26 protein-coding genes and 1 pseudogene are annotated in these 26,484 nt (G+C 71.4%); 3 read left to right on the forward strand and 24 right to left on the reverse strand.

Annotation, left to right across the window (positions count from 1 at the left end):
• The 3 genes and pseudogenes from ACRWNP_RS26650 to ACRWNP_RS26660 all read right to left on the reverse strand — a co-directional run.
• Positions 1-1,696: pseudogene (locus tag ACRWNP_RS26650) on the reverse strand (ATP-binding protein); the annotation flags it as partial.
• A 221-nt stretch (positions 1,697-1,917) separates the two neighbouring features.
• The gene (locus tag ACRWNP_RS26655; protein WP_431965619.1) at positions 1,918-2,241 is read right to left on the reverse strand and encodes an STAS domain-containing protein; all 324 of its coding nucleotides are present in this window, start codon (positions 2,239-2,241) and stop codon (positions 1,918-1,920) included.
• Between the two features lie 189 nt (positions 2,242-2,430).
• Positions 2,431-3,279 carry a 3-hydroxyacyl-CoA dehydrogenase family protein gene (locus tag ACRWNP_RS26660; RefSeq protein ID WP_431965621.1) on the reverse strand — a complete coding sequence of 283 codons (849 nt, stop codon included), beginning with the start codon at positions 3,277-3,279 and terminating at the stop codon, positions 2,431-2,433.
• Between the two features lie 242 nt (positions 3,280-3,521).
• On the opposite strand from ACRWNP_RS26660, the gene ACRWNP_RS26665 reads away from it, so the two are divergent.
• A complete protein-coding gene (locus ACRWNP_RS26665; RefSeq protein ID WP_431965623.1) occupies positions 3,522-4,094 on the forward strand; it encodes a cob(I)yrinic acid a,c-diamide adenosyltransferase in 573 nt (190 codons plus the stop codon).
• A 10-nt stretch (positions 4,095-4,104) separates the two neighbouring features.
• Here the strand turns inward: ACRWNP_RS26665 and ACRWNP_RS26670 are convergent, their stop codons facing one another.
• Entirely contained in the window at positions 4,105-4,656 is a 552-nt protein-coding gene (locus ACRWNP_RS26670; RefSeq protein ID WP_431965625.1) for a hypothetical protein, read from the reverse strand.
• A 135-nt stretch (positions 4,657-4,791) separates the two neighbouring features.
• Here ACRWNP_RS26670 and ACRWNP_RS26675 point away from each other — a divergent pair, with 135 nt between their 5' ends.
• Together ACRWNP_RS26675 and ACRWNP_RS26680 are read left to right on the forward strand one after the other, a co-directional pair.
• Positions 4,792-5,994 (forward strand): sensor histidine kinase, encoded by a 1,203-nt coding sequence (locus ACRWNP_RS26675; protein WP_431965627.1) that lies wholly within the window; start codon positions 4,792-4,794, stop codon positions 5,992-5,994.
• Entirely contained in the window at positions 5,991-6,641 is a 651-nt protein-coding gene (locus tag ACRWNP_RS26680; protein WP_431965629.1) for a response regulator, read from the forward strand. The genes ACRWNP_RS26675 and ACRWNP_RS26680 overlap by 4 nt, the downstream gene beginning before the upstream one ends.
• 11 nt (positions 6,642-6,652) lie before the next feature.
• Here the strand turns inward: ACRWNP_RS26680 and ACRWNP_RS26685 are convergent, their stop codons facing one another.
• The 20 genes from ACRWNP_RS26685 to thrB all read right to left on the reverse strand — a co-directional run bounded on the left by ACRWNP_RS26685 (position 6,653) and on the right by thrB (position 26,363).
• On the reverse strand, positions 6,653-7,099 hold the full coding sequence (locus ACRWNP_RS26685; RefSeq protein WP_431965631.1) for a DUF2550 domain-containing protein: 447 nt from the start codon (positions 7,097-7,099) through the stop codon (positions 6,653-6,655).
• A gap of 99 nt (positions 7,100-7,198) precedes the next feature.
• Positions 7,199-7,579, reverse strand: coding sequence for a F0F1 ATP synthase subunit epsilon (locus tag ACRWNP_RS26690; protein ID WP_431965726.1), 381 nt, complete (start codon positions 7,577-7,579; stop codon positions 7,199-7,201).
• A gap of 123 nt (positions 7,580-7,702) precedes the next feature.
• A complete protein-coding gene (gene atpD / locus ACRWNP_RS26695; protein ID WP_431965633.1) occupies positions 7,703-9,145 on the reverse strand; it encodes a F0F1 ATP synthase subunit beta in 1,443 nt (480 codons plus the stop codon).
• A gap of 2 nt (positions 9,146-9,147) precedes the next feature.
• The gene (locus tag ACRWNP_RS26700) at positions 9,148-10,065 is read right to left on the reverse strand and encodes a F0F1 ATP synthase subunit gamma (protein WP_431965635.1); all 918 of its coding nucleotides are present in this window, start codon (positions 10,063-10,065) and stop codon (positions 9,148-9,150) included.
• Positions 10,066-10,067: 2 nt separating this feature from the next.
• Positions 10,068-11,639, reverse strand: coding sequence for a F0F1 ATP synthase subunit alpha (gene atpA / locus ACRWNP_RS26705; protein WP_431965637.1), 1,572 nt, complete (start codon positions 11,637-11,639; stop codon positions 10,068-10,070).
• Between the two features lie 89 nt (positions 11,640-11,728).
• Positions 11,729-12,544 (reverse strand): F0F1 ATP synthase subunit delta, encoded by an 816-nt coding sequence (locus ACRWNP_RS26710; protein WP_431965639.1) that lies wholly within the window; start codon positions 12,542-12,544, stop codon positions 11,729-11,731.
• The gene (locus ACRWNP_RS26715) at positions 12,541-13,086 is read right to left on the reverse strand and encodes a F0F1 ATP synthase subunit B (protein WP_431965641.1); all 546 of its coding nucleotides are present in this window, start codon (positions 13,084-13,086) and stop codon (positions 12,541-12,543) included. Before ACRWNP_RS26715 ends, ACRWNP_RS26710 begins: the two co-directional genes overlap by 4 nt.
• 43 nt (positions 13,087-13,129) lie before the next feature.
• On the reverse strand, positions 13,130-13,372 hold the full coding sequence (gene atpE, locus ACRWNP_RS26720) for an ATP synthase F0 subunit C (protein WP_018563527.1): 243 nt from the start codon (positions 13,370-13,372) through the stop codon (positions 13,130-13,132).
• Between the two features lie 78 nt (positions 13,373-13,450).
• Positions 13,451-14,281, reverse strand: coding sequence for a F0F1 ATP synthase subunit A (atpB, locus tag ACRWNP_RS26725; protein WP_431965728.1), 831 nt, complete (start codon positions 14,279-14,281; stop codon positions 13,451-13,453).
• A gap of 210 nt (positions 14,282-14,491) precedes the next feature.
• Positions 14,492-14,905, reverse strand: a complete 414-nt coding sequence (locus ACRWNP_RS26730; protein WP_431965643.1) for a hypothetical protein — start codon at positions 14,903-14,905, stop codon at positions 14,492-14,494.
• A gap of 255 nt (positions 14,906-15,160) precedes the next feature.
• The gene (locus ACRWNP_RS26735; RefSeq protein WP_431965645.1) at positions 15,161-16,468 is read right to left on the reverse strand and encodes an MraY family glycosyltransferase; all 1,308 of its coding nucleotides are present in this window, start codon (positions 16,466-16,468) and stop codon (positions 15,161-15,163) included.
• 118 nt (positions 16,469-16,586) lie between these two features.
• Positions 16,587-17,888 (reverse strand): serine hydroxymethyltransferase, encoded by a 1,302-nt coding sequence (gene glyA, locus ACRWNP_RS26740; protein ID WP_431965647.1) that lies wholly within the window; start codon positions 17,886-17,888, stop codon positions 16,587-16,589.
• A gap of 131 nt (positions 17,889-18,019) precedes the next feature.
• Positions 18,020-18,652 carry a protein-tyrosine-phosphatase gene (locus ACRWNP_RS26745; RefSeq protein WP_319136372.1) on the reverse strand — a complete coding sequence of 211 codons (633 nt, stop codon included), beginning with the start codon at positions 18,650-18,652 and terminating at the stop codon, positions 18,020-18,022.
• On the reverse strand, positions 18,649-19,296 hold the full coding sequence (locus ACRWNP_RS26750; protein ID WP_431965649.1) for an L-threonylcarbamoyladenylate synthase: 648 nt from the start codon (positions 19,294-19,296) through the stop codon (positions 18,649-18,651). Before ACRWNP_RS26750 ends, ACRWNP_RS26745 begins: the two co-directional genes overlap by 4 nt.
• A 31-nt stretch (positions 19,297-19,327) precedes the next feature.
• Positions 19,328-20,173, reverse strand: coding sequence for a peptide chain release factor N(5)-glutamine methyltransferase (gene prmC, locus ACRWNP_RS26755; RefSeq protein WP_431965651.1), 846 nt, complete (start codon positions 20,171-20,173; stop codon positions 19,328-19,330).
• A gap of 16 nt (positions 20,174-20,189) precedes the next feature.
• Entirely contained in the window at positions 20,190-21,269 is a 1,080-nt protein-coding gene (gene prfA / locus ACRWNP_RS26760) for a peptide chain release factor 1 (RefSeq protein WP_431965653.1), read from the reverse strand.
• A 115-nt stretch (positions 21,270-21,384) separates the two neighbouring features.
• The gene (gene rpmE, locus ACRWNP_RS26765; RefSeq protein ID WP_431965655.1) at positions 21,385-21,609 is read right to left on the reverse strand and encodes a 50S ribosomal protein L31; all 225 of its coding nucleotides are present in this window, start codon (positions 21,607-21,609) and stop codon (positions 21,385-21,387) included.
• A gap of 123 nt (positions 21,610-21,732) precedes the next feature.
• On the reverse strand, positions 21,733-22,857 hold the full coding sequence (locus ACRWNP_RS26770) for an LCP family protein (protein ID WP_431965657.1): 1,125 nt from the start codon (positions 22,855-22,857) through the stop codon (positions 21,733-21,735).
• Positions 22,858-23,113: 256 nt separating this feature from the next.
• Entirely contained in the window at positions 23,114-25,042 is a 1,929-nt protein-coding gene (gene rho / locus ACRWNP_RS26775) for a transcription termination factor Rho (RefSeq protein ID WP_431965659.1), read from the reverse strand.
• A gap of 397 nt (positions 25,043-25,439) precedes the next feature.
• Positions 25,440-26,363 (reverse strand): homoserine kinase, encoded by a 924-nt coding sequence (thrB, locus tag ACRWNP_RS26780; protein ID WP_431965661.1) that lies wholly within the window; start codon positions 26,361-26,363, stop codon positions 25,440-25,442.
• Positions 26,364-26,484 lie beyond the last annotated feature (121 nt).

Genomic DNA, 26,484 nt, shown 5'->3' on the forward strand with positions numbered 1-26,484 from the left:
CGCTGCGGGCCCGGTCCAGGTTGCCGAGGCACAACGCCAGGACGCCGAGTTCGTGCAGGAAGTACGCCTCCTCGGCCACCTCCCCGGCGAGCCGGGCGGCCTCCTGGCCGACGCGCAGCGCGCGCTCCCACGCGCTCCAGTGCATGGCGGCGGCGAGGACGGGCGCCACCGTACGGGCCAGGAGCACGGCGGCGCTCGTGTGCCCGCCGTCGCGGGCGGCGCTCAGGGCGGCCAGGATGGCCTCCGCCTCGGCCGCGACGCGCCGCGGGGTGACCGAGGGGTGCCCGGCCCACCAGGCGTAGTGCTGGGCGGCGGCCAGCGCCTGCGGGGAGCCCTCGGTGGCGGCCTCGGCGGCCAGTCCGTCCGCGAGGGCCAGTTGCCGGCCCACGCCCGCCGCGAGGCGGTGGTGTGCGGCTACGGGGACGGCGAGCCCGACGGCCACGATCTCGCCGAGCGCGGCGTCGCCGTGGGTGTCGCCGACGAGTGCCGGCAGGTGCGACTGGTGCGGGCACTCGCCGCCCAGGGCCACCGCGAAGCGCAGCGCCTCCTGTGCCGAGGTGCCCAGGCGGGAGGCGAGCAGGGCGGCGGGCGCGGCGCTCTCGGCGAGCGAGGGCAGCGGCACGTGCGAGGCCGACGCGCCCGGCTCGGCGTCGAAGGGCGCGTCGACGGGGAGTTCGTCCGCCGGGTCCACGTCGCCCCACACGGACTCGTCGGCCGCGAGGATCTCCGCCCCGAGCGCGTCGCGCTGCCGCAGCAGGGCACCGGCCTGGACGAAGCGCAGCGGCAGGCCCTCGGACTCGAACCACAGGTCGGCCGCCCAGGCGGTCTCCTCCTCCACCAGGGGGCGGCCCGCGGAGAGCTCCAGCAGTTCCAGGCAGGCGACCCGGGTCAGTCCGGGGAGGAAGACCTCCTCCACCAGGGAGTCGGTGGCGGGGGCCGGCACGTCGGGCGTGGCGGACAGCACGAAGGCGCACTCCGGCGCCGCCGCGAGCAGCTCCTCCAGGGATGCGCCGCCGAACTCCAGGTCGTCCAGGACGACGACCGCGCCGACGTCGCGCAGCAGCTCCAGCAGACGGCCGCGGCCGGGGCGGTAGTCCTCGGTGTCGTAGACGGTGCCGAAGAGCTCCTGGAGCAGGTCGCCGGGGGTCCGCCGGTAGCCGGAGAGCCGGATCACGCCGTCGGGGGCGAGGCCCTCGCAGGCCTCGGCGACCGCGTCGAGCAGCACGCTGCGGCCGGCGCCGGAGGGCCCGGTGACGCGCACCGAGCGGCCCCGGGACAGCAGCCGCACCAGGCGCTCGCGCTCCTCCTCGCGCTCCAGCAGCGGGAGATGGGGCATGTGCGGTCCCGGCGGCACCGTCGGCCGGGCGGCGGCGGTCAGCGTGGCGCGCTCCTCCGCCGCGCGCCGGACGGGCGCGGGCAGGTCGCCCGGGGCGAGGGAGCTGACCTCGCTGCCGTCGACGGGGTTGAGGGTCAGCCTGCAGTCACCCACGACGAGTTCGACGACGCGTGGCGCGTCGCCGTCCGCCGTGCCCGCCCCGACCTCGAGGGCGAGCGGGTCGCGCGGCGGACGGCCGCCGCGCGGGGCCGGCGCGGTGCCGTCCTCCGCGCCCGCGGCCGGCGTGGCGTCGGCAAAGCTCGTGGAGTCCTGTTGTGCGCCGTACTCGTCACCGGTCATGTCGGGTCCGTGTGGGTCCATTAGTCTCCGCCCCCATGTGCGTCGCAGCGGGGCCCCACCGGGCCCGCGGTTCCGCCGTTGGACCGGTCCGGCTCCCCTCCTCGGCGTACGGGGTTGAGGCACGCCGGAACCGAACCCTAAACCTTCCCACAGTATGTGCGAAGCCCAGGGCGGCCATGCCGCCCTTGCGTCCGAATCTGTCCGGGGTTGCCGCTTCCGTATCGGCGCGCCCGGTGGGTGCGCTAGGTCCGCGGCAGTGCTTCTGCCGCGATACCCCCCTCGATGACCAGGATGCGGTGCAGCCGCGTGGCGACCAGAAGTCGCTGCATCTGCGCGGGCACGCCCCGCAGGACGAGACGCCGGTCCGCGCGGCCGCAGCGGCGGTGCGCCCCCATGATGACGCCCAGGCCGGTCGCGTCCCAGGAGTCGAGTTCGGTCAGGTCGAGCACGAGATCTCCGTGGCCGCCGTCCACCGCGCCGTGCAGGACCTTGCGGGCGTCCGCCGCGGTGCGGACGTCGAGGCGGCCCCCGACGACCAGCTCGGCGTGATCGCCCCTGATGTGCATTACGCCTCCCCGTGGAGTGAATGGGTGGAACTGCCGTGGTTCTACGTAACTGACGGTCCGTCGTACGAAGAGGTTGCCGTCTGTGAGCGAACCGATACCGAATTCACCCTTGCGAGTGACAGAAGGCGTCCGAGGGGCCCAGCCCGCCGGTCATCAGCACCGGGCCGGACCCGCCGGGTTGACGTACCGTCAGTACCGGTAGAAGCCCTCGCCGCTCTTGCGGCCGAGCGCGCCCGCGTCGACCATGCGCCGCATGAGCTCCGGCGGGGCGAACTTCTCGTCCTGGGACTCGGTGTAGATGTTGTCGGCGGCGTGCAGCAGGATGTCGACACCCGTGAGGTCGGCGGTCGCCAGCGGGCCCATCGCGTGACCGAAACCGAGCTTGCAGGCGACGTCGATGTCCTCGGCCGTGGCGACGCCCGACTCGTAGAGCTTGGTGGCCTCGACGACGAGCGCCGCGATCAGCCGGGTGGTGACGAAGCCGGCCACGTCCCGGTTGACGACGATGGTCGTCTTGCCGATCTCCTCGGCGAAGGCCCTGGCGCGCGCCAGGGTCTCGTCGCTGGTCTTGTAGCCGCGGACCAGCTCGCACAGCTGCATGAGCGGGACCGGCGAGAAGAAGTGGGTGCCGACCACGCTCTCCGGGCGCTCGGTCACCGCCGCGATCTTGGTGATCGGGATGGCGGAGGTGTTGGAGGCCAGTACCGCGTCCGCCTTGGTGATCTTGTCGAGGGCGCGGAAGATCTCCTGCTTGACCTCGATCTTCTCGAAGACGGCCTCGACGACGATGTCGGCGTCGGCGGCCGCGTCCAGGTCGGTGGTGGTGGTGATGCGCGCGAGCGCGGCGGCCGCGTCCTCGGCCGCGAGCTTGCCCTTGGCGACGAACTTCTCGTAGGACGCCTCGATACCGCCCCTGCCGCGGGCCAGCGCCTCGTCCGTGATGTCACGCAGGACGACCTCGTAACCCGCCTGTGCGGACACCTGCGCGATGCCGGAGCCCATCAGGCCGGCTCCGATGACGGCGAGCTTCTTCGCCACGGCACACACCTATCTTCTCGATGCTGTTGCCGGGACCTTAACGTCGCTTCACAGCGGAGCGCAGCAGGAAGAGAGGCGGGTCACCCTGTGTCCTTCGTCGCACAGTTGGGAGCCCCGGCGCCCAGTTGCTGCCCCGCCGCGTCCAGTTTGACCGGTACCGCCCCCGGAGTCGGCTTCCGGCTCCCCCGCCACGGCACCGCCACGGGGCGCGTCCCGGGCGCGGCCGAGACTACGCTCGGCACATGGTCAATCTGACGCGCATCTACACGCGGACCGGGGACGACGGCACCACCGCCCTCGGCGACATGAGCCGCACGGCCAAGACCGACAGCCGCATCTCGGCCTACGCGGACGCCAACGAGGCGAACGCGGCGATCGGCGTGGCACTCGCGCTCGGCGCGCTCCCGCAGGAGGTCGCGACCGTCCTCGTACGGGTCCAGAACGACCTCTTCGACGTCGGCGCCGACCTCGCGACGCCCGTCGTCCCCGACCCCAAGTACCCGCCGCTGCGCGTCGAGCAGTCCTATGTGGACCGGCTGGAGGCGGACTGCGACCGCTTCCTGGAGGAGCTGGAGAAGCTGCGCAGCTTCATCCTGCCCGGCGGCGCCCCGGGCGCCGCGCTGCTCCACCAGGCGTGCACGGTGGTCCGCCGCGCCGAGCGGTCCACGTGGGCCGCGCTGGAGGAGCATGGCGAGACGATGAACCCGCTCACCTCCACCTACCTCAACCGGCTGTCCGACCTGCTGTTCATCCTGGCCCGCACGGCCAACAAGGAGGTCGGCGACGTGCTGTGGGTGCCCGGCGAGAACCGCTGACCCCGCCCGCTCACTCGCGGGGCCGGGCGGCCGGCTCCCGCTTGGGCCACAGCGTGTAGCTCGCCGCGACGACGGCGTGGATCCCGGCCGTCGCCACCATCCGCACCTGCCACTCCCGCAGGGCCGCCGTGCGTCCGGCGTCCGCGACGAGCCGGACGGCGAGTCGCAGCAGGGCGGCGGCGACGGCCGCGGACACCGCGGTACGGCCGAGCAGCCGCCACTCGTGCACGGCCCGGGCCCTGCCGTACCGCGGCGCGGGCGGCGGCTTGGGCCCGCCCGAGAAGCGGTGCGCGAAGCGGGCGTCGGCCCGGCGGACGACCGAGTGGCCGTAGCCGGCCGAGAAGCCGACGTACACGGCGGCCAGAGCGTGCCGGGCACCGGCCGTACCACCCTCGCGCAGGTCGGCCGCGGCGACGGCCAGCAGCACCACGTCCACCAGGGGCACGCACACCAGCAGCGCCGCTCCGGCCCGGGGCCGGCGCAGCAGGTAGCGCACGGCGAGCCCGGCGCCGAGCAGCACCCAGAAGGCGATCTCGCACCCGATGATCAGGGTCACCAGCATGCGGCAAGGCTCCCCCACCGCCTTGGCGGAGTGCGTCGTCCGCGCTGACGAGACCCGGCTGCATCCTTCGGTGTACCCGGCGGCTCCGACCACCGGCCGACGTGCACCGCCCGCGCCGCGTGCTGGGATGGCCCCATGACGACCACCGCCGCCCGCCGCCCGCACCGCGACGACGTGCTGATCGCCGCTTCCGGGCTCGCGGGCGGCCTGGCGATGTGGGCGTTCGGGCTCTACACCCACTCCGGGAACCACCCGGCGGGCGACCGCCCCTGGCTGCCGCTGCTCCCCCTGGTGGTCATGGCCGGATGCGAACTGCTGCGGCGGACCGCGCCCCGCGTCGCGATCGTCGTCGGCGCACTCACCGTCTGCGCGGACTTCGTGATCGGTTCGCTGCTGGTGACCGTGCTGATGTTCACCGACCTGGTGTACGCCGCCGTCCTGTACGGGCCGAAGCGGCTGAGCCGGGTCGTGCCGGTCGTCAGCGTGCTCACCACGGCCGCGCTCACCGCCACCGCCGTGGCGGTGCAGCCGGTCGCCGAGTCCCTGCTGATCGGTGTGGTCGGCGCCCTGGTCTCGGTGGCCCCCGCCTCGACGGGCGTGATCGTGCGCCGGCACCGCGACGAGGCCGCCGCCGAACGGCTGCGCGCGGAGCAGACCGCGCTCCTCGCCGAGCTGGACCGCCGGGAGGCGGTGGGCCGCGAGCGGGCCCGGATGGCCCGCGAACTGCACGACATGGTGGCGGGCCACCTGTCCGCGATCGCCATCCACTCCACCGCCGCGCTGTCCCTGGACCGCCACGAGGGCCCGGCCCGCGACGCGCTCACGGTGATCCGGGAGAACAGCGTGGAGGGCCTGTCGGAGATGCGCCGGCTGATCGGGCTGCTGCGCGACTCGGCCGGCGAGGACGGCGAGCCGGCGCCCGTTCCGCGGCTGGCCGGCCTGGACGCGCTCCTGGAGCAGATGCGCGCGGCGGCCCCGCACTCTGACTTCGTGCTGCGCGACGAGCGCCCCGGGGGCGCCGGCGCGCTCCCCGCGCCGGTGGAGCTGGCGGCCTACCGGATCGTGCAGGAGTCCCTGACCAACGTCCTGAAGCACGCGGCGCCCGGCGAGGTGCCCGTCATGCTGGCGCAGGACGGCAGGGCGCTGACGGTGACCGTGGCGAGCCCCTGCCGCAGCGGCGCCGCGGGGGACCGGCCCGGCCCCCGGGCTCCCGGCTCCGGCAGCGGGCTGATCGGGATGCGGGAACGCACGGAGCTGCTCGGGGGCACCTTCGAGGCGGGCCGGGAGGGAACGACATGGCGGGTGAGGGCGGTACTGCCCATGGAGGGGAGCGCATGATCCGGGTGGTGGTCGCCGAGGACCAGTCCGCGGTACGGGCGGGGCTGGTGCTCATCCTGAGGTCGGTGCCCGACATCGAGGTGGTCGGTGAGGCGGCCGACGGGGAGGCCGCGGTCCGCGCCGCCCGCGAGCTGCGACCCGACGTGATCCTCATGGACCTGCAGATGCCGCGGATGGACGGGGTGTCCGCGACCCGGGAGATCGTCGCGCAGGGGCTGGCCGACGTCCTCGTCCTCACCACCTTCGACCTGGACGAGTACGTCTTCGGGGCGCTGCGCGCGGGCGCCGCCGGTTTCCTGCTCAAGGACACCGAGGCGGACCGGCTGATCGAGGGCGTCCGGCTGGTGGCCCGCGGCGAGGGGATGATCGCGCCCGCCGTGACCCGCAGGCTGATCGGCGAGTTCGCCCGCCCCCGGCCTCGTCCCGCCTCCGATCACGCGGCGCTGGGAACGCTGACGCCGCGGGAGCGGGAGGTGCTGGCCTGCGTGGGCCAGGGCCTGTCCAACGCGGAGATCGCGGCCCGGCTGGAGATGGCGGAGGCCACGGCGAAGACCCACGTCAGCCGCATGCTGGCCAAACTGGAGCTGCGCAGCCGCGTGCAGGCCGCGGTTCTGGCGCAGGAGTTGGGGCTGACCGCGGGGCCGTAGCGCCGTCGCCGTCAGGCGACGTTGACCCTCTGCCCGGGAGGAGCGGCCTCGAGCCAGGCGAGGAAGCCGGTGAGCGCGTCGTCGCTCATGGCGAGTTCCAGACGGGTGCCGCGGTGCTCGCAGACCAGGATGACGGCGTCGGAGAGGAGCGCCAGCTCCTCCTGGCCTTCGGGGAGGCGGCGGTTCAGCACCTCGATGGCGGAGCGCTCCAGCACCCGGCGCGGCCGGGGAGCGTAGGAGAAGACCCGGAACCACTCGATCCGGTCACCGCTGTAGCGGGCCACGCCGTACGCCCAGCCCTTGCCGGAGGGTTCGTCGGTGCCGGTGGGCGGCATCCGCAGACTGCAGTCGAACGTGCCGCCGGGCCGCTGGATCAGCCGGCGTCGCAGCCCGAAGACGAACAGCCCCAGCAGCGCCACCGCCACCAGGGCCCCGCACACCTGAAAAGCGAGGATCACTCCCACCGACCTCCTCGCTCCACATCACGAATGGGGTTACTGCAGCCGCGGGACACCCTCACGGGCCTCCCGCGGCTCATGGCCCAGTGGGCCGGATGCTCAGCGCGACCCGCTGGTCGCGGCGATCAGCCGGACCTCGGCCCGGCGCTCACCGGCGGCGTCGGCCTCGGCCTTCGCGCGCTCCAGAGCCCGCTCCGCACGCTGGACGTCGATCTCGTCCGCGAGCTCGGCGATCTCCGCGAGCACCGACAGCTTGTTGTCCGAGAAGGAGACGAAGCCGCCGTGCACCGCGGCGACGACGGTGCCGCCCTCGCTGGTGCGGATCGTCACCGGACCGGACTGGAGCACGCCCAGGAGCGGCTCGTGGTTCGGCATGACGCCGATGTCGCCGGACTCGGTGCGTGCGACGACAAGTGTGGCCTCGCCGGACCAGACACTGCGGTCCGCTGCGACCAGCTCGACGTGCAGCTCAGCCAAGATGGCTCCTCGGGTCGGCACCCACCGCCGTCCGGCGGGTGCATGAAACAAAGGATAACGGGGGTGCGGCAAGGGGGCGGACACAGGGTCCGCCCCCTGCCACGGTGAGCCGTCAGGCGACGGGCGTCAGCTGACGCCGAGCTCGCGGGCGTTGCGCTCGAGGTCCTCGATGCCGCCGCACATGAAGAACGCCTGCTCAGGGAAGTGGTCGTACTTGCCGTCGGCGATGGCGTTGAACGCGGCGATCGACTCGTCCAGCGGGACGTCGGAGCCGTCGATACCGGTGAACTGCTTCGCCGCGTGGGTGTTCTGCGACAGGAAGCGCTCGATACGGCGGGCGCGGTGGACGGTGAGCTTGTCCTCCTCGCCCAGCTCGTCGATACCGAGGATCGCGATGATGTCCTGGAGGTCCTTGTACTTCTGCAGGATCCCCTTGACGCGCATGGCGCACGCGTAGTGGTCCTCCGCGATGTAGCGCGGGTCCAGGATGCGGGACGTCGAGTCCAGCGGGTCCACCGCCGGGTAGATGCCCTTCTCCGAGATCGGACGCGACAGAACGGTCGTCGCGTCCAGGTGGGCGAAGGTGGTCGCCGGCGCCGGGTCGGTCAGGTCGTCCGCGGGGACGTAGATCGCCTGCATCGAGGTGATCGAGTGACCACGGGTCGAGGTGATGCGCTCCTGGAGGAGGCCCATCTCGTCCGCCAGGTTCGGCTGGTAGCCCACCGCGGAGGGCATGCGGCCGAGCAGCGTGGAGACCTCGGAGCCGGCCTGGGTGAAGCGGAAGATGTTGTCGATGAAGAACAGCACGTCCTGCTTCTGCACATCGCGGAAGTACTCCGCCATGGTCAGACCGGCAAGCGCCACGCGCAGACGGGTGCCCGGGGGCTCGTCCATCTGGCCGAAGACCAGCGCGGTCTTGTCCAGGACGCCGGACTCCTCCATCTCCTGGATCAGGTCGTTGCCCTCACGGGTGCGCTCGCCGACGCCGGCGAACACGGAAACGCCCTCGTGCAGCTTCGCCACACGCATGATCATTTCCTGGATGAGGACGGTCTTGCCGACACCGGCACCACCGAACAGACCGATCTTGCCGCCCTTGACGTACGGGGTCAGCAGGTCGACGACCTTCAGGCCGGTCTCGAACATCTCGGTCTTGGACTCGAGGTCCTCGAACCTCGGGGCCTTGCGGTGGATCGCCCAGCGCTCGCCGACGTTGGCGTTCTCCTCGGGGACGTTCAGCACCTCGCCGAGGGTGTTGAACACCTTGCCCTTGGTGAAGTCGCCGACCGGGACGGTGATGCCGTCGCCGGTGTCGGTCACCGGGGCCTGGCGGACCAGGCCGTCGGTGGGCTGCATGGAGATGGCGCGGACCAGGCCGTCACCCAGGTGCTGGGCGACCTCGAGGGTCAGCGTCTTCTTCTTGCCGGCCTCGGCCGGGTCGGCGACCTCGACGGTGAGGGCGTTGTAGATCTCCGGCATGGCGTCGACGGGGAACTCCACGTCGACGACCGGGCCGATGACCCGGGCGACGCGGCCCGTGGCAGCGGCCGTCTCAACAGTGGTGGTCATGATTAGTCACTCCCCGCAGACGCGTCGGCCAGGGCGCTGGAGCCACCGACGATCTCGCTGATTTCCTGGGTGATTTCGGCCTGGCGGGCCTGGTTGGCAAGCCGCGTGAGCGTCCTGATGAGCTCCTCGGCGTTGTCGGTCGCCGACTTCATCGCGCGGCGGCGGGCGGCGTGCTCGGAAGCGGCACCCTGCAGCAGCGCGTTGTAGATCCGGCTCTCGACGTACCGCGGCAGCAGCGCGTCCAGGACGCCCTCAGCCGACGGCTCGAAGTCGTACAGGGGGAGGATCTCCCCCTCCTTGCGGGCCTCGCCACCGGTCGCGTCGGCGAGCGAGAGCGGCAGCAGCCGCTTCTCCACCGGCGCCTGCGTCAGCATCGACACGAACTCCGTGAAGACGATGTGCAGCTCGTCCACGCCGCCGTCCGCGGTGTCCTTGAGGACCGCCGCGATCAGCGGGTCGGCGACCGACTTGGCGTCCGCGTAGGTCGGCTTGTCGGTGAACCCGGTCCACGAGTCCGCGACCGGGCGCTCACGGAAGCCGTAGTACGCCACGCCCTTGCGGCCGACGATGTAGTGGACGACCTCCTTCCCCTCCGCGCGCAGCTGCTCGGTCAGCCGGTCCGCCGCCTTGATGGCGTTGGACGAGTAGCCGCCGGCCAGACCGCGGTCGCTCGTGACGAGCAGCACCGCGGCACGCGTCGGGTTCTCGGTCTCCGTGGTCAGCGGGTGGTTCGTGTTGGAACCGGTCGCGACCGCAGCCACCGCGCGGGTGAGCTCATCGGCGTACGGGGACGAGGCGTGGACCTGGCGCTGGGCCTTGACGATCCGGGACGCGGAGATCATCTCCATCGCCTTCGTGATCTTCTTGGTCGCGGTGACGGACTTGATGCGGCGCTTGTATACCCGAAGCTGGGCGCCCATGCTCAGCCCTCACCCAGCAGCTTGCCGTCCGAGGTCTCGAACTGCTTCTTGAACTCCGCCACCGCGTCGGTCAGGGCCTCGACGGTGTCGTCGCCGAGCTTGCCGGTCTCGGCGATGCTCAGCAGGAGGTCCTTCTTCTCGCGACGGAGGTAGTCCAGCAGCTCGCGCTCGAAGCGGCGGATGTCCTCGACGGGCACGTCGTCCAGCTTGCCGGTGGTGCCGGCCCAGATCGAGACGACCTGGTCCTCGATCGGGAACGGCGCGTACTGGCCCTGCTTCAGCAGCTCGACCATGCGCTTGCCGCGCTCCAGCTGCGCCTTGGAGGCCGCGTCCAGGTCGGAACCGAAGGCGGCGAACGCCTCCAGCTCGCGGTACTGGGCGAGGTCCACGCGCAGGCGGCCGGCGACCGACTTCATGGCCTTGATCTGCGCCGAGCCACCGACTCGGGAGACCGAGATACCGACGTTCAGCGCCGGGCGCTGGCCCGCGTTGAACAGGTCGGACTCCAGGAAGCACTGGCCGTCGGTGATGGAGATGACGTTGGTCGGGATGAACGCCGAGACGTCGTTGGCCTTGGTCTCGACGACCGGCAGACCGGTCATCGAGCCGGCACCCAGCTCGTCGGAGAGCTTGGCGCAGCGCTCCAGCAGGCGGGAGTGCAGGTAGAAGACGTCACCCGGGTAGGCCTCACGGCCCGGCGGGCGGCGCAGCAGCAGGGAGACGGCGCGGTAGGCGTCGGCCTGCTTGGACAGGTCGTCGAAGACGATCAGGACGTGCTTGCCGTCGTACATCCAGTGCTGGCCGATGGCCGAGCCGGTGTACGGGGCGAGGTACTTGAAGCCGGCCGGGTCGGACGCCGGGGCCGCCACGATCGTGGTGTACTCCAGGGCGCCGGCCTCCTCCAGCGCGGCGCGCACGCCGGCGATGGTGGAGCCCTTCTGGCCGATGGCGACGTAGATGCAGCGGACCTGCTTCTTGGGGTCGCCGGAACGCCAGTTGTCGCGCTGGTTGATGATCGTGTCGATCGCCAGGGCGGTCTTGCCCGTCTGGCGGTCGCCGATGATCAGCTGACGCTGACCGCGACCGATCGGGGTCATCGCGTCGACGGCCTTGAGGCCGGTCTGCATCGGCTCGTGCACGGACTTACGGGCCATGACGCCGGGAGCCTGGAGCTCCAGGGCGCGGCGGCCGTCGGTCTCGATCTCGCCGAGGCCGTCGATCGGGTTGCCGAGCGGGTCGACGACGCGACCCAGGTATCCCTCGCCGACCGCGACCGAGAGCACCTCACCGGTGCGCTGCACCGGCTGGCCCTCCTCGATGCCGCTGAACTCGCCGAGGACGATCGCACCGATCTCGCGCTCCTCGAGGTTGAGGGCGAGACCGAGGGTGCCGTCCTCGAACTTCAGCAGCTCGTTCGCCATGACCGAGGGCAGACCCTCGACCTTGGCGATACCGTCGCCGGCCAGGCTGACCGTTCCGACCTCCTCGCGCGAGGCCGCGTCCGGCTTGTACGACTGGACGAAGTTCTCCAGCGCGTCCCGGATCTCCTCCGGCCGGATCGTGAGCTCCGCCATCTGGGTTCCCTGCTCTCCTTGTTGGGCCCGAAGTATTCGCTACGGCCCAACTCGGGCCGCTGATACTGCTCTTTGAGTTGGTGGCTGGTTCAGCCGGCCATCCGCCGGCTCGCCTCTTCGAGGCGGTCCGCGATGGTCCCGTCGATGACCTCGTCGCCGACCCGAACCGAGATGCCGCCGCGGACCGCGGGGTCCACGTCGAGGTTCAGGTGCACCTGCCGGCCGTAGATCTTGGCCAGCGCGGCGCCGAGGCGCTGCTTCTGCCGGTCGCTCAGCGGTACCGCCGAGACCACGACCGCAACCGTGCGGTTACGCCGCGTCGCCGCCAGCTTGGACAGGGCGTCGATCCCTGCCTCCAGGCTACGGCCTCGCGGGTGGGTCACGAGACGGATCACGATCCGCTCGGTGACCTGGTTGGCGCGGCCGCCCAGCAGCGAGTGCAGCAGGGCCGCCTTGGCCTGGGTCCCCGCGGCGCGGTCGGTCAGCGCCGCCCGCAGCTCGCTGCTGCCGGAGACGATGCGGCCGAAGCGGAACAGCTCGTCCTCGACGTCGTCGAGGACGCCCGCACGCTCCGCGGCGATCAGGTCGGCGCTGTAGGACAGCTCCTCCAGCGCGTCGGCCAGATCACGCGACTGCGACCAGCGGCTGCGGACCATGCCCGAGACCAGGTCGGACGTCTCGCCGCCGATCTGCCCGCCGAGGACCGCCTGCGCCAGGCCCGCCTTGGCCTCACCCGGCTGGGCCGGGTCGGTCAAGGCGCGGCGCAGCGAACCCTCGCGGTCGAGCAGCCCCGTGACGGCGGCCAGCTCCTCGGCGAGCTTCGCCGCGTCGGCGGACGTGTTGTCCGCCAGCGCGTCGAGGCGCTCGCGCGCGGTGGCCAGTGCCTCGCGGCTCGCTCCGTTCATCGCGCGGCCTCGGCCTTCTCCTCGAGCTCGTCGAGGAAGCGGTCGATCACGCGGCTCTGGCGGACGGTGTCCTCGAGGGACTCACCGACGATCTTGCCGGCCAGGTCGGTGGCGAGCTTGCCCACGTCCTGGCGCAGGGCGTGCGCGGCGGACCTGCGGTCGGCCTCGATCTGGGCGTGGCCGGCCGCGATGATCTCCTCGCGCTGCCGCTGGCCTTCCGCACGCATCTCGGCGATGAGCGCGGCGCCCTGCTCCTGCGCCTCCTGGCGCAGACGCGCGGCCTCGTGACGGGCCTCGGCGAGCGAGTCCTTGTACTCCTCGAGGGTCCGCTGAGCCTCGGCCTGTGCGGCCTCGGCCTTCTCCATGCCGCCCTCGATGGCCTCGCGACGCTCGTCCAGAACCTTATTGATGTTCGGGAGCAGCTTCTTGGCGAGGAAGAAGAAGACGATGGCGAAGGCGATGAGACCGATGACGAGCTCTGGGATCGGCGGGATGAGGGGGTTCTCCGCCTCCTCGGCCGCCAGCTGTGCCAGGGCGTTCACATCAGTGCCTTCCGTCGAAAGGGGTTGTCTCGTCAGCCCGGACTCAGGAGGTCGGGTAGACGAACGGCATGACCAGACCGATCAGCGCGAGCGCCTCACAGAAGGCGAAGCCGAGGATCTGGTTGGCGCGGATCAGGCCGGCGGCCTCGGGCTGGCGGGCCAGCGCCTGCGTACCGTTGCCGAAGATGATGCCGATGCCGACGCCGGGGCCGATGGCCGCGAGGCCGTAGCCGATGGAGCCCAGGTTGCCGAGGATCTGGGTGGCGGCGAGGTTCACAGCGGACATGCTGTTTCTTCCTTCTCTTTCACGGACCGGTGGGGGTTGGCCACCGGACAATCGGGGGGCTGTGCGTCGTGCGGGTGCTCAGTGGTGCTCGGCGAGCGCGCCCTGGACGTAGGAGCAGGCCAGCAGCACGAAGACGTACGCCTGGACGGCCTGGATGAAAAGCTCGAAGGCGGTCATGACGATGACCATCACGAACGAGACACCGGCGTAGGCGATGCCGATCCCGTTGAGCAGGTACCAGCTGGCGATGGTGAACAGCAGCAGCAGGACGTGACCCGCGAACATGTTGGCGAACAGTCGCACCGCGTGGGTGAACGGCCGGACGATCACGTTGGAGAGGAACTCCAGGCCGACGACCATCGGCAGCACCGCGCCGAGGTTCTTGTCGTAGCCCGTGATGTTCTTCCAGCCGCCGACGAAGCCGTGCTTCTTGAAGGTCAGCGACATCCACGTGACGTAGACGATCGCGGCGAGCGCGGCCGGGTAGCTGATGATCGCCGTGACGGGGAACTGGGCGATCGGCACGATCGACCACAGATTCATGATCCAGACGAAGAAGAACAGCGCGACCATGAAGGGCACGTACTTCTCGCCGTCACGCTTGCCGATCGTCTCGTAGACGATCCCGCGGCGCACGAAGTCGTAGCCGGCCTCGGCGACCATCTGCAGCTTGCCGGGGACGATCTTCGGCTTGGCGAAGGCAGCCCAGAAGAAGCCGACGATCACGATGCTGCCCAGCAGCGCCAGCAGCATCGTCTTGTTGAAGTAGGCGCTGCTGTCCGCGTCGCCGATCAGCGGCTTGAAGAGGAAGGAGTGCAGGCCGGGGGCCGGGAAGCCGCACCCGTCGAAGATGTGGCAGTTCGTCTCGAAGGCGAGCGTCGTTACATCACTCACCGAGAGCTCCTTCAGCGTGGCGCATAGGTACGGCAACCTCTACGTGTCGGCGCGGCACGTGGCCACGGAACGGCACTGGACTGGTCTTACGGATGTGGGGGCGGCGGGTGGGCGCTGAGCCGAAGGGCTGTTGCGAAGGCATGACTGCCACCCGCGCCAGCTCTGCCGCAGTTGAGACCGGACGATAGCAAACGAGCGACAGCTCGCTCGCACCGGCCCCGCTGTTCACGGTGAGGTTCCGGCGGATCCGGGCTCCACGTACAGCATCTTGGTCTTCATATGAGCACGGGCCTGGGCGGCGATCCACACCAGGGTCGTACCGAGCAGGGTGAAGGCGAACACCTGGGTGTCGAACAGCGTCGTGTGCTTGAACACCGCCAGCACGATGGCGAGCAGCAGCAGCTGCACGGTGTAGAGCATCAGGCCCATCGCCTGGAACAGCGAGGGGTAGGAACGGGCGGTGCGCTGAAGCACCGTCAGACCGATTCCCATGAACGCGATCACCACCACCGCGCCGAATCCCGCGCCGATCGCGCCCTTGCCGCCCGCGAGCACGCTGGAGACAGCGACCGCGATCACCCCCGCGGCAGCGGCGGGCACGGCGCAGTTCAGGAGCGTTCGGACGTCGTTGGACTGCATGGCGGCAGCTCCTCCGGCGAGGTTGGGAGTACAGGGGTCGTCGAGGACGAGCGTAGCCCGGCGGCGGGGACATGCCTCACGCCGGAAGACCATCGCACTAGGGTCTTTCGGCTTGACTCCGGGTTCTCGTGAACGGTATCACAAACTATTTGATGAGGTCTTTACCCGGTTCGTGTGTGACCTGTCACACGGAAGGAGTGTTCCTCGCGGCGTCTTCCTGACGCCGCAACACGGGTGTGCTATCGAGCGGCCGACCTACGGGCGGCTGCCCGCGCCCCGGCCGGCGTCCACCAGGGACCGTGCGCTGAGCGCGGTCGCGCCGTTGACGCCGGGGGCCTCCCCCGCGGCGATCGTGGCCGCCGCGGCGGCGTGCGCCTCCCGCGCGGCCTCCACCCGGGTACGCCGGTAGCGCGGTGGGACGAACGCCTCGGCCCAGCGCGGGGCGCGGGGCCGGAAGCGCGGCAGGAGCAGGGCGATCAGCCCCATCCCGCTCAGGGTGACGATGCCCAGGACGATCCACAGGCTGGAGGAGTTCACCGAGAAGGCGACCGCGCCGAAGGAGATCAGCGCGGACCAGAAGTACATGATCCACACGGCCCGGCTGTGCGAGTGCCCGATGTCCAGCAGCCGGTGGTGCAGGTGACCGCGGTCGGCCGCGAACGGCGACTGCCCGTTCCAGGTACGGCGCACGATGGCCAGCACCAGGTCGGCCGCCGGGATCGCGATGAGCGTCAGCGGCAGCAGCAGCGGCATGAAGACCGGCACCATGGTGTGCGTGGTGTCCCGGGTCGAACCGGTGAGGTTGGTGATGGCGTCCGGGTCGGTCTGACCGGTGATGGAGATCGCGCCGGAGGCCAGCACCAGGCCGATCAGCATCGAGCCCGAGTCGCCCATGAAGATCCGCGCGGGGTGGAGGTTGTGCGGCAGGAAGCCCAGGCACATCCCGATGAGGATCGCGCTGAACAGCGTCGCGGGGGCGGCGGCCTCGATGCCGTAGCCGTACCAGATGCGGTAGGCGTACATGAAGAACGCGACCGCGGCGATGCACACCATTCCGGACGCGAGCCCGTCGAGTCCGTCGACGAAGTTCACCGCGTTGATCGTGATCACGACCAGGGCCACGGTCAGCAGGGTCGACTGCACCGGTGTGAGCGAGACGATGCCCTTGCCCGGGACCGGCAGCCACAGCACGGTCAGGCCCTGCAGCACCATCACGCCGGCCGCGATCATCTGCGCGCCCAGCTTGATCAGGGCGTCCACGCCCCACTTGTCGTCCAGCACGCCCAGCAGCCAGATCAGTCCGGCACCGGAGAGCAGTGCCCGCGGCTCGTTGGAGAGCTCGAAGACGCTCTTGAGGTTCGTCAGGTGGGCGGCCACCAGCAGGCCCGCGCACAGGCCGCCGAACATGGCGATGCCCCCGAGGCGTGGCGTGGGTTCTCGGTGGACGTCACGATCACGGATCTCGGGCATGGCGCCCGCCGCGATGGCGAACTTCCGTACCGGCCCCGTGAGGAGGTAGGTCACGGCAGCTGCCACGCAGAGGGTCAAGAGGTACTCGCGCACGGCCACACCCTATTCGCGTCCGGGTGGCGACTGTAAACACAGACGTAGACTCACAGCGGGTACCCAGGGTTGCACACGCCACTGCCGGCTTCGGCCCGGGCCCCCTGTGAAGCGCGTCTCAGCCGGGGTACGGCGGGAATGCCTCCACCAGTTCCGCGACCTCGGCCGCCAGTCCCCGCTCCTCCCGCAGCGCCCGCACGATCAGGTCCGCGACCTGCGGCATCTGCTTCTCGCGCATCCCCTGCGTGGTCACCGACGCGGTGCCCAGCCGGATGCCGGATCCGGCCGCGCAGGGCTGCGTGTCGTAGGGGAGCGTGTACTTGTCCAGCACGATCCCGGCGGCCGCGCACAGCCCCCGGGCGCGCATCCCGGTGACCCCCAGGGCCGACACGTCGGCGGCGATCAGGTGCGTGTCCGTGCCGCCGGTGGCGACGCGCAGGCCGTTCGCGGCGAGCGCGCCGGCCAGCGTGCGGGCGTTGGCGACGACCTGGTGGGCGTAGAGCGCGAACTCCGGCCGCGCCGCCTCGGCCAGGGCCGCTGCCTTCGCCGCGACGGCGTGCATGTGCGGGCCGCCCTGCGAGAAGGGGAACACCGCCCGGTCGATGCGCTGGGCCAGGTCCGCGCCGCACAGGATCATCCCGCCGCGCGGCCCGCGCAGCGTCTTGTGCGTGGTGGCGCACACCACGTCGGCGTACGGCACGGGGTTGGGCGCGGCGCCCCCGGCGACCAGGCCGAGCGTGTGCGCGGCGTCCACGATGAGGTACGCGCCGACGTCGTCCGCGATCTCCCGGAAGGCGGCGTAGTCGATGTGCCGTGGGTAGGCGATGCCTCCGCAGACGATCGCCTTCGGCCGGTTGCGGTGGGCCAGCGCCCGCACCTGCTCGTAGTCGATCAGGCCGCCCTCCTCGAAGGTCTCGCCCCGCGTCACCCCGTAGCCGACGATGTGGAACCAGCGGCCGGAGAAGTTCGACTCGGATCCGTGGGTGAGGTGGCCGCCGTGGGCCAGCGACATCGCCAGGACGGTGTCCCCGGGGACCAGGAGGGCCGCGTAGGCGGCCAGCACGGCGGAGGAGCCGGAGTAGGGCTGCACGTTCGCGTGCGGGGCCCCGAACAGCCGTGTGGCCCTTTCCACGGCCAGCCGCTCGGCCAGGTCCACCAGCTCGCACCCGGCGTGGTGGCGGTGACCGGGGTACCCCTCGGCGTACTTGTTGGCGAGCGGCGAGCCGAGGGCGGTCAGCACGGCCGGGGAGGTGAAGTTCTCGCCCGCGATCAACTGCAGGCACGAGGCCTGCCGCTGGGCCTCGCCGAGGAGGATGTCGGCCAGCTCGGGGTCATGGGCGCGCAGCTCGTCGAGGCCGGCGGCCCCGGCCGGGAGCGTGGGGGTGACTATGTCGGGTGAAGACGCTTCCGCGGTGGGCATGACGGCGCTCCCGGGGGCGGCGGCTGGGAAGGTTCTCACCTGCCACTGTCGCACCCTCCGGGACATTTCGCGCCGCTTTGTGCTCCACCGGGGGCCGCGTACCTCGTGGTGAGACCTTCCGCCGGGGGCGGTCAGGCGGTGGGCGCCGGAACCCCGGTGAGCGCGGTCAGGACGGGGTCCAGCGCGTCGTGGATCTCCTCACCGATGCTGCGGAAGAACGTCAGCGGGGCGCCGTACGGGTCGTACACCTCGTCGGCGTCGGCGGTGGGCGCCAGCAGCCACCCGCGCAGGGCGGCGGCAGCGCGCACCAGGGACCGCGCGCGCTCGGTCACGCTGCCCTCCGGCAGCGTCGCCGGGTCTATCGCCTTCACCAGGCGGGTGAACTCCTTGAGCGTGAAGGTGCGCAGACCCGCCGCGTGCCCCATGGAGATCACCTGGGCGCGGTGGTCGCGGGTCGCGGTCAGCACCAGGTCGGCGTCGATCACGTGGTCGTCCAGGAGCTCGCGCCCGAGGAAACCCGTCGGGTCGGCGGCGTACTCGGCGAGCACCGTGGCGGCGTGCGCCTCCATCGGCGCGCCCTCGTGCCCCCAGGTGCCGGCGCTCTCCACGACGATCCCGGCGGCGCCGTCACCGAGCCGCAGCGTCAGCTCGTGCCGGGTCAGCCGCTCGGCCATGGGCGAGCGGCAGACGTTGCCGGTGCAGACGTGGAGGATGCGGAACGGGCGCTCGCCGTGATCCCACTGCCCGGGTATGGGCGGTGTCAATTGCCGACCTCCAGGTCGGGTACGACCTCACGGAGCTGCTCCGCGCTGAGCGCGCCCGCCCGCAGCAGCACGGGCACCTTGCCGGTGACGTCCACGATCGAGGACGGCACGGCCGCGGGCGTCGGACCGCCGTCGAGGTAGACCGCGACGGAGTCGCCGAGCATCTCCTGCGCCGCGTCGCAGTCCTGCGGCGAGGGGTGACCGGTCAGGTTGGCGCTGGAGACGGCCATCGGGCCGGTCTCGGTCAGCAGTTCGATGGCGACCGGGTGCAGCGGCATGCGGACGGCGACGGTGCCACGCGTGTCCCCCAGGTCCCACTGGAGCGACGGCTGGTGACGGGCGACGAGGGTGAGCGCGCCCGGCCAGAAGGCGTCGACCAGCTCCCACGCCTGCTCGCTGAAGTCGGTGACCAGGCCGTGCAGGGTGTTCGGGGAGCCGACCAGCACCGGCGAGGGCATGGTGCGGCCCCGGCCCTTGGCCTCCAGCAGGTCGCCGACGGCCTCGGCGTTGAACGCGTCCGCGCCGATCCCGTAGACGGTGTCGGTGGGCAGCACCACGAGCTCGCCGCGGCGTACGGCGGACGCGGCCTCGCGCAGTCCGGCAACCCGGTCCGTCGCGTCCGAGCAGTCGTAACGCCGTGCCATCAGCAGACCTCCATGACGTGTGACGCCGTGGTCACGGCGTCGCCTTGCGGGCAGTGGTGAACCGGGGACGGTTGTTGAGGTCGGGGTGGTCGGCGGCGTCCGCCCAGCCGGCCTCCTCGGTGAAGATCCAGGGCACCTGGCCGCCCTGGGTGTCGGCGTGCTCGATGACGACGACCCCGCCGGGCCGCAGCAGCCGGTGCGCGGTGCGCTCGATGCCGCGGATGGTGTCCAGGCCGTCCTCACCGGAGAACAACGCCATCTCGGGGTCGTGGTCGCGGGCCTCGGGCGCCACGTGCTCCCATTCGGTGAGCGGGATGTACGGCGGGTTGGAGATCACCAGGTCCACCTGGCCGTTGAGGTCCTGGAAGGCCTCCAGGGCGTCTCCCTGGCGCAGGTCGACCTTGCTGCCCTCGACGTTCTTGCGGGACCACACCAGCGCCTGCTCGGACAGCTCCACCGCGTGCACCCGGCTGCGCGGCACCTCCTGCGCCAGAGCGAGCGCGATGGCGCCCGATCCGGTGCACAGGTCGACGATGCGCGGCTCGGCGACGTCCATGGCACGCACGGCGTCTATGGCCCACCCGACGACCGACTCGGTCTCCGGGCGCGGCACGAAGACCCCGGGGCCCACCTGGAGCTCCAGGTAGCGGAAGAACGCGCGGCCCGTGATGTGCTGCAGCGGCTCGCGGGCCTCGCGGCGGGCCACGGCCTCCCAGTAGCGCGCGTCGAAGTCGGCGTCGGCGACGGTGTGCAGCGCGCCGCGCTTGACCCCGTGCACGTACGCCGCGAGCTCCTCCGCGTCGAACCGCGGCGAGGGAACGCCGGCGTCGGCCAGCCGCTGGGTCGCCTGGGCGACCTCGGCGAGCAGCAGGTTCACGTTCTCCGCCTCCGGTTCAGCTTCCGTCGCCAGCGGCCGCCAGCTTGGCGGCCGAGTCGGCGTCGACGCAGGCCTGGATCACCGCGTCCAGGTCCCCGTCGAGGACCTGGTCCAAGTTGTACGCCTTGAAGCCGACGCGGTGGTCGGAGATGCGGTTCTCCGGGAAGTTGTACGTACGGATGCGCTCGCTGCGGTCCACGGTGCGCACCTGGCTGCGGCGGGCGTCGGACGCCTCGCGCTCCGCCTCCTCCTGGGCTGCGGCCAGCAGCCGGGAGCGCAGGATGCGCATCGCCTGCTCCTTGTTCTGCAGCTGGCTCTTCTCGTTCTGGCAGGAGACGACGATGCCGGTGGGCAGGTGGGTGATGCGCACCGCGGAGTCGGTGGTGTTGACCGACTGGCCGCCGGGGCCGGAGGAGCGGTACACGTCGATCCGCAGGTCGTTCGCGTTGACCTCGACCTCGACCTCCTCGGCCTCCGGGGTGACCAGCACGCCGGCGGCGGAGGTGTGGATGCGGCCCTGCGACTCGGTGGCCGGCACGCGCTGCACGCGGTGCACGCCGCCCTCGTACTTCAGCCGGGCCCACACGCCCTGGCCGGGCTCGGCGGTGCCCTTCATCTTCACCGCGACCTGGACGTCCTTGTAGCCGCCGAGGTCGGAGGCGTTGGCGTCGATGATCTCGGTCTTCCAGCCCAGGCGCTCGGCGTAGCGCAGGTACATGCGCAGCAGGTCACCCGCGAAGAGCGCGGACTCCTCGCCGCCCTCGCCGGCCTTGACCTCGAGGATCACGTCCTTGTCGTCACTGGGGTCGCGCGGGACGAGCAGCAGCCGCAGCTTCTCGGTGAGCTCCTCGCGGTGCCGCTCCAGCTCCTTCACCTCGGCGGCGAAGTCCGGGTCGTCGGCCGCGAATTCACGAGCGGTCTCGACGTCCTCGCCGGTCTGCTTCCAGCCGCGGTAGGTGCCGATGATGGGGGTCAGTTCGGCATAGCGCTTGTTGAGCTTGCGCGCGTTGGCCTGGTCGGCGAAGACCGCCGGGTCGGCAAGCTTCTTCTCGAGGTCGGCGTACTCGCCGATCAGTTCCTCGACCGCCTCGAACATCAGGATCCCTGCTCGTGAAAAGGGGTGAACGCCGGTGTACCAGCATGGGACGACAAAGCGCCGGTCCGGCCGCCGGAGGGTATCCGGGCAGCCGTGGACCGGCGCTTTCGGGTCGCTACTTCTTGGCGGACCCGGCCGCCTTGCCGAAGCGGGCCTCGAAGCGGGCCACGCGGCCACCGGTGTCGAGGATCTTCTGCTTGCCCGTGTAGAACGGGTGGCACGCGGAGCACACGTCGGCGCGGATGACGCCCTCGGTGACGGTGCTACGGGTGGTGAACGAGTTGCCGCAGGTGCAGCTGACCTGCGTCTCCACGTACTCCGGGTGGATGTCGCGCTTCAAGGGATGCTCCTAGTGTTCGGGAGGGTCCCGGGTCGTGCAGCGGGCTTGCGTCACGTGAACCGGGGCCGACGTACCAGTCTGCCAGCACTGGCCGCATCTCCCAAAACCGGGGGCCCGGGTGATCTATTCCGGCCCGGCGGCGGGCGGCTGCGAGGAGCTCCTGACCACACCGTCCGTGTCGACGTCGTCACCCGCCGAGCCCTTGGTGGCGGACCTGGGGATCGGTTCGTCGGCCCGTAGCGCGGACCAGACCTGCTCCGCCTGGCCGGCGAGGGGCAGGACGCGGTTGGGGTCGGCGGGGTCGTAGCGCACCGGCATGGTGACCATGCCGATGTCCTTGGAGCCCAGGCCCTTCAGGCTCTCCCCCAGGCCGACCAGTTTCTTGACGGAGGCCAGCTCCGAGTCGGTGGTGACGGCTCCGGTCGCGGTGTCGGCGATCGTGTAGAGCCGGGTCGGCGAACTCAGCAGCCCGATGCTGTTCACCCGGTCCACCAGGGCCTTCAGGAAGGCCTGCTGCAGCCTTATCCGGCCCAGGTCGCTGCCGTCCCCCACCCCGTGCCGGGTACGGACCAGGCCGAGGGCCTGCTTGCCGTCGAGGTGGTGCGTGCCGGCCGGCAGGTGCAGATGGCTGCGGTTGTCGCTGATGGCCTGGCTGGTGGTGACGGTGACCCCGCCGAGGGCGTCGATGAGGTGCTGGAAGCCGGAGAAGTCGATCTCGATGTAGTGGTCCATGCGGATGCCGGTCATCGTCTCGGCCGTCTTGACCGCGCAGGCCGGGCCGCCGATCGCGTACGCCTCGTTGAACATCTCGCCCTGGCGGGGCGGGGCGGTGCCGCCGCCGGGCTCGGCACAGGCCGGGCGGTCGACGAGGGTGTCGCGGGGGATGCTGACCACGCTCGCCCGGTCGTGCCCCTGGTAGACGTGGACGATCATCGCGGTGTCGGAGCGGGCGGTGCCGTCGTCCTGGCCGCCGCCGGCCTTCTGGTTGCTGCCCGACCGGGAGTCGGAGCCGAGGACCAGGATGTCCATCGAGCCGTTGTCGACGTCGGCCGGCCGGTCGCCCCCGAGCAGGGCGTTGATGTCGATGCCCCTGATGTTGCCGTTGAGCTTGAGGTAGAGGCATCCGATGGCGGTGGTGGTGAGCAGCAGGAACGTCGCCACGACCCAGGCGGTGATCCGCAGGGCCCGTCGGCGGGGACTGCGCCGGCGTCGCCGGGCGGCCCTTCCGTCGTCCGCGTGGTCGGCCATCGGCTCCTCTGTCCTGATCGGCTCCTCATCACTGGGGTACCCCGTCCCGCACCTGATCAGGCACGGCAGGGGTGCCCGCACAGGGCAATGACAGCGGGTCCGGGGCCGCCCCGCCATCGGGACGCGCCGGACCCGTCGCAGGTGAGAGCCATCCGGTCGGTGTCGCGGTGGGCACGGAAGGCCGCGGACGACGGAAGGCCGGTCCCGTCACCGAAGTGACCGGACCGGCCTCCTGAGCCGTGCCGACGCCGGGGCGTCAGTCGTTGTTGCCACCCGGGGTGGTCTTGGCGATCTGCATCAGGAACTCGGCGTTGGACTTGGTCTGCTTCATCTTGTCCAGCAGCAGCTCGATCGCCTGCTGCGAGTCGAGCGCGTGCAGCACCCGGCGCAGCTTCCAGACGATGTTCAGCTCGTCCGGGGCCAGCAGGATCTCCTCCTTGCGGGTACCGGACGGGTCGACGTCGACCGCCGGGAAGATCCGCTTGTCGGCGAGCTTCCGGTCGAGCTTGAGCTCCATGTTGCCGGTGCCCTTGAACTCCTCGAAGATCACCTCGTCCATGCGCGAGCCGGTCTCGACCAGCGCGGTGGCCAGGATGGTCAGCGAACCGCCGTCCTCGATGTTGCGCGCGGCACCGAAGAAGCGCTTCGGCGGGTACAGCGCGGTCGAGTCGACACCACCGGACAGGATGCGGCCGGAGGCGGGCGCCGCGAGGTTGTACGCGCGGCCCAGACGGGTGATGGAGTCCAGCAGGACGACGACGTCGTGGCCCAGCTCCACCAGTCGCTTGGCGCGCTCGATGGCGAGCTCGGCGACGGTGGTGTGGTCCTCGGCGGGACGGTCGAAGGTCGAGGAGATGACCTCGCCCTTGACCGACCGCTGCATGTCGGTGACCTCTTCCGGACGCTCGTCGACGAGGACGACCATCAGGTGGCACTCGGGGTTGTTGCGGGTGATCGCGTTGGCGATGGCCTGCATGATGATCGTCTTACCGGTCTTCGGCGGGGCCACGATCAGGCCGCGCTGGCCCTTTCCGATCGGGGCGACCAGGTCGATGATCCGGGTGATCAGCTGGCCGGGCTCGTTCTCCAGCCGCAGCCGCTCCTGCGGGTACAGCGGGGTGAGCTTGCCGAACTCCGGGCGGCCGCGGCCGCTCTCCGGCGCCATGCCGTTGACGGAGTCCAGGCGCACCAGCGCGTTGAACTTCTCGCGGCGCTCGCCGTCCTTGGGCTGGCGGACGGCACCGGTGACGTGGTCGCCCTTGCGCAGGCCGTTCTTGCGGACCTGGGCGAGCGAGACGTACACGTCGTTCGGGCCGGGCAGGTAGCCGGAGGTCCGGATGAACGCGTAGTTGTCGAGGATGTCCAGGATGCCGGCGACCGGGATCAGGACGTCGTCCTCGGCGACCTGCGGCTCGCCCGCGAAGTCGTCGCGGCGGTTGCCACCGCGGCCGCGGCGGTCGCGGTAGCGGCCCCGGCGACGGCGGCCGCCGCCGTCGAACTCGTCGTCGTCCTGCTGGCCGCCGCCCTGGGGGCCGCCGCCCTGCTGCTGGCCCTGGCCGCCGCCCTGCTGCTGACGCTGCTGGCCGCCGTCCTCGCCGCCCTTGCGGCGGTCGCGCTGCCGGTCCCGCTGACGGTCGCGGCGGCTCTCGCGGCGCTCGTCGCCGCCCCTGGCGTCGCCGGACTTGCCCTCGGCGCTGTCCACGGCGGCCTCGGCGCGGCCCTCGGCGGGCTGCTCGGCCTTGGCGGACTCGGCCTTGGCCTTGGCCGCGGACGCGGTCTTCTCGCCGGCCGGCTGGCCGGGGATCTCGATCTGCTTCGGCTGCTGCTCGGCGCCCTGGTCCCCGGCTTCGGCGGATTCACCCGTACGGGCGCGGGAGGTGGCCCGGCGCTTGGGCTTCTCGGCGGCGGGCGCGCCCTCCGCGGCGGAGGCCTTGGCGCCGGCGCCGGACTGCGCGGCCTTGATGGTCTCGATGAGCTGGCTCTTGCGCATCCGCGCGGTGCCCTTGATACCGAGACCGGAGGCGAGCTGCTGCAGCTCGGCCAGGACCATGCCCTCAAGACCGGTACCCGCGCGACGGCGCCGCGCGGCGGGGGCAGTGGCAGCACCGGTGGCAGGCGCGGCAGCATCGGACGCGGCGACAGGGCTGTCTGCGCGTACGCCCATCAGATCGGTGGTGTCGCTCACGAAGGGTCCTTCCCTGGAGCGGACGTCGGCCTGTCTGGCTCGGCGACCGGTCGTGCTGTCCGGATCCGGTCCTTATCGCTTGCGCCGGACCCGGGGCGGTGGTCCGCCTGACGGCGGAGGAAATGATGTGGAACACAAAACACAGTTACCGGCGAGGTGAGAGTTCACTCTCGGGTGAAATGTCACCCGCGCCGTCTCCGGAGCGTGCTCGGCACTGCTCAGGCAGGCTGCCTATGCGGTGTGGGAGGCTCCCGGAAGAGTGGGCGGTCCCGATGCGGGACACAAGGCACCGGGACAACAGGTACAGCAGGCGGGTGCCTGAGTCCACGGGTGCAGCAATGAGATTAACACTACCGGATCCAACAAACATTCCCCCTCTCTACGACCGGCAATCGTGTCACTGCCCCACTGCGAGGGGCAGCACACTCGCCCCCGCCGCGTCGAGGGCCAGACGGTTCGCCGCCCATCCCTCGCCCGCCAGCCGGGAGACCTTGTCGGCGGTGCCCTCGTCCGCCAGCGCCAGCACCGTGGGCCCCGCACCCGAGATGACAGCAGGGACGCCCTCGGCGCGCAGCCGGTTCACCAGTGCCGTGCTCTCCGGCATCGCCGGCGCCCGGTACTCCTGGTGCAACCGGTCCTCGGTGGCGGGAAGCAGCAGGTCGGGGCGCCGGGTGAGGGCCTCGACGAGGAGCGCGGCGCGTCCCGCGTTGACCGCGGCGTCCACGTGCGGGACGGTGCGCGGCAGCAACCCCCGGGCGGTCTCGGTCAGCACCGGCCTGCCCGGCACGAAGACCACCGGAACGACCGAGTCGCAGGGGTCCATCCGGACCGCGTGGGCGGCCCCGCCCTCGGTCCAGGCCAGCGTGAAGCCGCCCAGGAGACAGGCGGCGACGTTGTCCGGGTGGCCCTCGATCTCGTTGGCCAGCTCCAGCAGCGCGGCGTCGTCGAGCTTGTCCTGCCCGCCTATCGTCACCGCGCGGGCGGCCATGATGCCGGCGCAGATGGCGGCGGAGGAGGAGCCCAGGCCGCGGCCGTGCGGGATGCGGTTGGCGCACACCACCTCCAGCCCGCGCGGCTGCCCGCCGAGGAGGTCGAAGGCGGTCCGCAGGGCGCGTACGACCAGGTGGTTCTCGTCGCGGGTGAGCGAGTCGGCGCCTTCGCCGGCGATGTCGACGTGCAGACCGGAGTCGGCCACCCGGACCACGACGTCGTCGTAGAGTCCGAGCGCCAGGCCGAAGGCGTCGAAGCCCGGTCCGAGGTTGGCGCTGGTCGCGGGGACGCGCACTCGGACGGCGGCGGCGCGGAAGGCTGGTCCGGCCATCGTTCGATGACTCTCCTTGCTTCAAGGGCGTTTCTGCCTCGCGATGCCGCGGCATCGTTGCCGTACGGCGGCGAGGACTTGAGGGACCGTACCAAGGGGATCCCGCGAGGAGGATGCCAAT

This window comes from Actinacidiphila sp. bgisy160, assembly GCF_965342435.1.
Classification (GTDB): Bacteria; Actinomycetota; Actinomycetes; order Streptomycetales; family Streptomycetaceae; genus Actinacidiphila.